Annotated in this window: 6 protein-coding genes; 5 read left to right on the top strand and 1 reads right to left on the bottom strand. The window is 66.6% G+C overall.

The genetic code is table 11. The features are described 5' to 3' along the window. Positions 1-179: 179 nt before the first annotated feature. Entirely contained in the window at positions 180-1229 is a 1050-nt protein-coding gene (locus ACFQ50_RS01710; protein WP_377993800.1) for an alpha/beta fold hydrolase, read from the top strand. On the opposite strand, the gene ACFQ50_RS01705 is transcribed toward ACFQ50_RS01710, so the two are convergent. Further along, on the bottom strand, positions 1226-2056 hold the full coding sequence (locus ACFQ50_RS01705; RefSeq protein ID WP_377993799.1) for an HAD-IIA family hydrolase: 831 nt from the start codon (positions 2054-2056) through the stop codon (positions 1226-1228). The two genes, ACFQ50_RS01710 and ACFQ50_RS01705, sit on opposite strands and share 4 nt — an antisense overlap. Before the next feature lie 52 nt (positions 2057-2108). Here ACFQ50_RS01705 and ACFQ50_RS01700 point away from each other — a divergent pair, with 52 nt between their 5' ends. From ACFQ50_RS01700 to ACFQ50_RS01685, 4 genes are all read left to right on the top strand, one after another. After that, on the top strand, positions 2109-2795 hold the full coding sequence (locus tag ACFQ50_RS01700) for a TrmH family RNA methyltransferase (protein ID WP_377993798.1): 687 nt from the start codon (positions 2109-2111) through the stop codon (positions 2793-2795). A gap of 131 nt (positions 2796-2926) precedes the next feature. Next, positions 2927-3859, top strand: coding sequence for a hypothetical protein (locus ACFQ50_RS01695; protein WP_377993797.1), 933 nt, complete (start codon positions 2927-2929; stop codon positions 3857-3859). A gap of 187 nt (positions 3860-4046) precedes the next feature. Further along, complete coding sequence (gene fbaA / locus ACFQ50_RS01690) at positions 4047-5066, top strand: class II fructose-bisphosphate aldolase (RefSeq protein ID WP_377993796.1); 1020 nt, start codon at positions 4047-4049, stop codon at positions 5064-5066. A gap of 2 nt (positions 5067-5068) precedes the next feature. After that, positions 5069-5491, top strand: coding sequence for a DUF3151 domain-containing protein (locus tag ACFQ50_RS01685; RefSeq protein WP_377993795.1), 423 nt, complete (start codon positions 5069-5071; stop codon positions 5489-5491). The last annotated feature ends 57 nt before the right edge of the window (positions 5492-5548 follow it).

The following is a 5548-nucleotide window of genomic DNA, read 5'->3' as shown; positions in this document are numbered from 1 at the left end:
TTTTTTTAACCCCCCCGGGCCCGCCCGGGGGGGGGGCTTACCCGGCGCCAAACCCCCCGCGGGGGGCGCCCCCGGGGGCCCCCCCCCGCGCCCCTCCGCTCCGCTTTTTGCCCCCAGGGCTCGGGTCCCAGCCACGGCCCGCTTGTGTTGCCCTGCCGGACTGTGCCTAGGGTAGTTCAGTGCCATATGAAGGGGCCGCCGGCCAGACGGGCCGGCAGAAGACGCCGGGCGCAGACGCTGCCCGGCTTCTTCGGCGCGCCGCAGACCTGAAGCGCTTTTCCCGCCGGACCTTCCTCACCGGAGCCGGCGCCTCCACCATCCTTGCCGCGGACATGCTGTTCACGAAGCAGGTGCAGGAGGAGCGGCAGGTCCACAAGATCCTCATGGTCGATGACGACTTCGCGCAGAGCTACTTCCCGCACGCCAGCTGGATCCTGTTCCCCGGCTACAAAACCAGCTGGGAGGAGGCCCAGTGGATCCTCAACTCGCTCCGCGGGAGCCTCCGGCTGCGGGGCCAGCTCGCGGCGGCCGGGTATTCGAACCTGGGCCTGGACATCGACCAGCTCGTGATCGCCGTGATCGAGCACGTCCGGGCGCACAACCTCACCACGCTCTACTTCTACGGCCACAGCTTCGGCGGCATGGTGGCCACGCAGGTGGCCGCCCGGCTGCTGGAGCTGCACGGCGTCAAGGTGGAGCTGATCGTGCTCGACTGCAGCCCCTACAGCAAGTTCGACGTGCTGGACCAGAGCTGGTTCGACGGCGTCGTGTTCCTGTACGAAAGCGGCTTCCGGATTCCCTCCGTGCTGCGCGGGGGCTACGAACTGGGGGAACGGGTGGTCCACAAGGACGAGCGCACGTGGCGGCAGATCCTGGACCAGACGCTGGAGCAGCTGTCCCCGTTCGCCCCCTCAAGCGTGCTGATCCAGACCGAATCCGCCTACATTTACCACTTCGACGCGACGCGCTTCGCGGGCCAGATCGGGGACACCCGCATGGCCTACATCGGAAATCCGCGGGACCAGACGGTCAACTACCAGACGTCCCGTGATTCGTGGGCGCGCACGTTCGCCGCCAACATGGTCTCGGACGACCGGCAGACCACCGGGGCGCTGCCGGCACACGCGAGCCCCGGCTGGAACCCGTTCGTATACCGGCCCATCCTGGAGGACCTGGAGAACGAGATCTTCCCGCTGCCCGGAGGCGGCGGGAAGATGACCCCGTTCTAGATCTGGTTCTTGAGGTCCGCCACCGAGTTCAGCACCTGGTTGGGGCGGAACGGGTAGGAGGCGATTTCGTCCCGCTGCGTGATGCCGCTGAGCACCAGCACTGTGTGCAGCCCGGCCTCCATGCCCGCGATGATGTCGGTGTCCATGCGGTCGCCGATCATCGCGGTGGTCTCCGAGTGCGCGTCGATCTGGTTCATGGCCGAGCGGAACATCATGGGGTTCGGCTTGCCCACAATGTACGGTTCCCGGCCCGTCGCCTTGGTGATCAGCGCGGCGATGGCGCCGGTAGCGGGCATCGGACCCTCCTTGGACGGGCCGGTGGCGTCCGGGTTGGTGGCGATGAAGCGCGCACCGGCAAGGATCAGCCGGATCGCCATGGTGATCGCCTCGAAGGAGTACGTGCGGGTTTCTCCGAGCACCACGAAGTCGGGGTTCTGGTCGGTGAGGATGAAGCCGGCCTCGTGGAGCGCCGTCGTCAGCCCTGCCTCTCCGATGGTGTACGCGCGGTTGCCCGAGTCCGACCCGTGCACCTGGTCCTTCAGGAACTGGGCCGTGGCCAGGGCCGACGTCCAGATGTTCTCCTCCGGGATTTCCAGGCCGGAGGCCCGCAGCCGGGCGGCGAGGTCGCGCGGCGTGAAGATCGAGTTGTTTGTGAGTACGAGGAAGCGCTTTGAGGTGTCCACCCAGCGCTGGATCAATTCCGCGGCCCCGGGGACGGCCTGGTTCTCATGAACCAGGACGCCGTCCATGTCGGTGAGCCAGCACTCAATCTCCTGGCCGCTGCGGTAGACGGCCGCCGATGTCTTTACCTTGTCCGCTTCTGCCATGTCATTCCTTCACCAAGATGTTTGCGTTCGGAGCCCAGTCTAGTGTTGAGGGGTGACGCAAACGCCCGGGACACCCGAACCCCAACCAGAACCATCCCAGCCAGACCAGAACGGGACCCCCGAGCAAAAGCCGGAGGTCGGCGTCGGGCCCTGGGAGGGTGAATGGCCGGAGGGCGACCACTGGGATCCCGACCTCCTGACCGATGGCGACCGGCGCAACGTCGTGGACAAGTACCGGTACTGGAAGCACGAGGCGATCGTCGCGGACCTGGACGCCAAACGGCATGACTTCCACATCGCCATCGAGAACTGGCAGCACGACCTCAACATCGGCACCGTGGTGCGCACCGCCAACGCGTTCCTCGCCAAGGAGGTCCATATCATCGGCCGACGCCGGTGGAACCGCCGCGGGGCAATGGTCACAGACCGCTACCAGCACGTCCGCCACCACCCCACCGTTGATGACTTCGTGGCCTGGGCGCAGGGGGAGGGGCTGGCCATTATCGGGATCGACATCTTCCCAGACTCCGTGCCGCTGGAGACCTACGAGCTGCCGCAGAAATGCGTGCTGGTCTTCGGGCAGGAAGGCCCGGGGCTGACGCCGGAGGTGCATGCGGCAGCGGAGGCCACGCTGTCCATCGAGCAGTTCGGATCCACCCGCTCCATCAACGCGGGCTCAGCCGCGGCGATCGCCATGCACGCCTGGGTGCGCCGTCACGTGTTCGGCCAGCACGTCTAACTCCCCGCCGAGATGGCACTTCACGGCAGTGTTCGCCGCGGTGACTGCCGTTAAGTGCCATCTCGATCCGGGTTCGGCCGCGGGGTTGTGGATAACTCCTGCGGCGCCCACTCGCACGGCGACAATGGAGCATGCACAGGGCGCCACTTCCCGAACACCTGACCCGCGGCTCGTTCTCCCTCCGTGCCTCGGACAAGGCAGGTGTCACCCGGACCCGTACCGAGGCCAAGGACCTAGCCACGGTGTCGCGGGGGATCCGGATGTACCTCGGCTCGCAGGCGTCCGGGTTCTCGGCCGTGCGCGCGTACACCGACCTTGACGACGCTTCAGTGCTTTCCCATGGATCGGCCGCTCGGGTGCTGGAGGCCGGCCTGCCTGGATGGCTCGAGAATGACTGGCAGATCCACGTGGCCCGGCGCCGCGGTTTCAGCGTGCCCCGCAGGGCAAACGTCGTGGGTCACCTCCTTACGCTGCTTCCTGATGAGGTGGTGGAGTACGACGGCGTCCGGCTCACCTCGCCTGCCCGCACGTGGCTGGACCTGGCCTCGCAGCTGAGCCTGGAGGAACTCGTGGTGGCAGGGGACTCGCTGGTGTGCTCACACGGGTCGGACTTCCCGCGGCCCCGCGAACCGAAATGCACCGTCGAGGACCTTCACGCCATGGTCGCGCGGCATCCTGGAATTCGGGGTGTGCGCAAGGCCCGGGCAGCCGTGGAGCTCATCAGGGTGGGTTCGGACTCCCAGCCCGAAACGAGGATGCGCCTGGCGATAGTCAACGGCGGCTTGCCCGAACCGGTCCTGAATTTCGTGTTGAGGAATGTGTACGGAGCCCCCGTGCTGTGGCCTGATGCCGCTTATCCCGCGCAACGCGTGGTGCTGCAGTACGAGGGCGCCCACCACAACGCCGCGGACCAGTACCTGAGGGATATCCGGCGAGCGGACATCGCCGCCGAGTACGGCTGGCTGGAGGTCCGCGTGTCAAGGTTCCACCTCACAGGCGACCGCCCCGCCGTCGTCAGCAAGGTCCGCGCAGCGTTGGAGAGCCGCGGCTGGTGCGCGAAGTGACAGTTCGCGGCAGTGTTCGCCACGGGGACTGCCGTGAAGTGCCATCTCGGCAACAGCCGCAAGTGTTACCGGGCGGCGTGACGGTAAACACGGCCCCAGCGCAGAACTGGCTAGGATGGATCCTAGCCGACGAGGTTCACTCCAGGGTCAACGAAACCCGCAGACGAAATTCGATTTAGGAGTCAGCATGCCTATTGCAACCCCAGAGATCTATGCCGAGATGATCGACCGTGCCAAGAAGGGCGGCTTCGCGTTTCCGGCGGTCAACGTCACGTCCTCGCAGACGCTGAACGCGGCCCTGCGCGGCTTCGCTGAGGCCGAGTCTGACGGCATTGTGCAGGTTTCCACCGGCGGTGCGGCGTACTGGTCCGGCGCGTCCACGAAGGACATGGTTGCCGGGTCGCTGGGCTTCGCCGCGTTCGCCCGCGAGGTGGCCAAGAACTACGGCGTGAACATCGCCCTGCACACCGACCACTGCCCGAAGGACAAGCTGGACGGTTTCGTGCTGCCGCTGCTGGCCGCCTCGGAGGCCGAGGTCAAGGCCGGCCGGAACCCGCTGTTCAACTCGCACATGTGGGATGGTTCGGCCGAGACGCTGGGCGAGAACCTGCGGATCGCCCGTGAACTGCTGGCACGCACGGCCGCGGCGAAGATGATCCTCGAGGTCGAGATCGGCACGGTCGGCGGCGAGGAGGACGGTGTTGAGCACGAGATCAACGAGAAGCTCTACACCACGGTGGAGGACGCGCTGGCCACGATCGACGCACTGGGCGCCGGCGAGAACGGCCGCTACATCACCGCGCTGACGTTCGGGAACGTGCACGGGGTGTACAAGCCGGGCGGGGTGAAGCTGCGCCCGGAGATCCTGAAGGACATCCAGGCCCAGGTGGGCGCGAAGATCGGCAAGGAGAACCCGTTCGACCTGGTGTTCCATGGCGGCTCGGGCTCTTCGGACCAGGAGATCGCGGACGCGGTGTCCTACGGCACCATCAAGATGAACATCGACACGGACACCCAGTACGCGTACACCCGTCCGGTGGTGGACCACATGTTCCGCAACTACGACGGCGTCCTGAAGGTCGACGGCGAAGTGGGCAACAAGAAGACGTACGATCCCCGCGTCTGGGGCGCCTCCGCCGAAGCCGGCCTCGCCGCCCGCGTCGTGGAAGCAACCCAGCAGTTGGGTTCCGCGGGCAAGACCTTCTAGTCATGTCCGACGAGTTCCGCAAGAACCTGATGGGCCCCGAGCCCACGCTCCTGCCTGCCGAGACCGAGGTGTACCAGCATCTCGCGCTCGGCGCTGAGGCCGTGGACCTCGTGGCGAAGCACCCCACGTCGTCGCTGTTGTGGGCCATGCTGGCAGAGGAGGCGTGGGCGGAAGGCCGCACGGTCGATTCCTACGCCTACGCGCGGGTTGGCTACCACCGTGGCCTGGACTCGCTCCGCCGCAACGGCTGGCGTGGCGTGGGGCCCATCCCATGGGACCACGAACCCAACCGCGGCTTCCTGCGGGCGCTTTACTCGCTGGGCCGCGCTTCCGCGGCCATCAACGAGGCGGAGGAGCCCGAGCGCATCGAGAAGTTCCTCAATGACTCGGACCCCACGGCCAAGGCAGCCATCGAGGGCACGTAAGCAGCACACTTGAGTTAAATACGACGGCGGGCGGTCACCTTCTCCTAGGAAGGTGAC

This window comes from Arthrobacter sp. NPDC056493, from assembly GCF_042795115.1.
Taxonomy (GTDB): domain Bacteria; phylum Actinomycetota; class Actinomycetes; order Actinomycetales; family Micrococcaceae; genus Arthrobacter.
The sequence above is the reverse complement of the archived record's forward strand: the minus strand, read 5'-3'. Positions and strand labels throughout refer to the sequence as shown.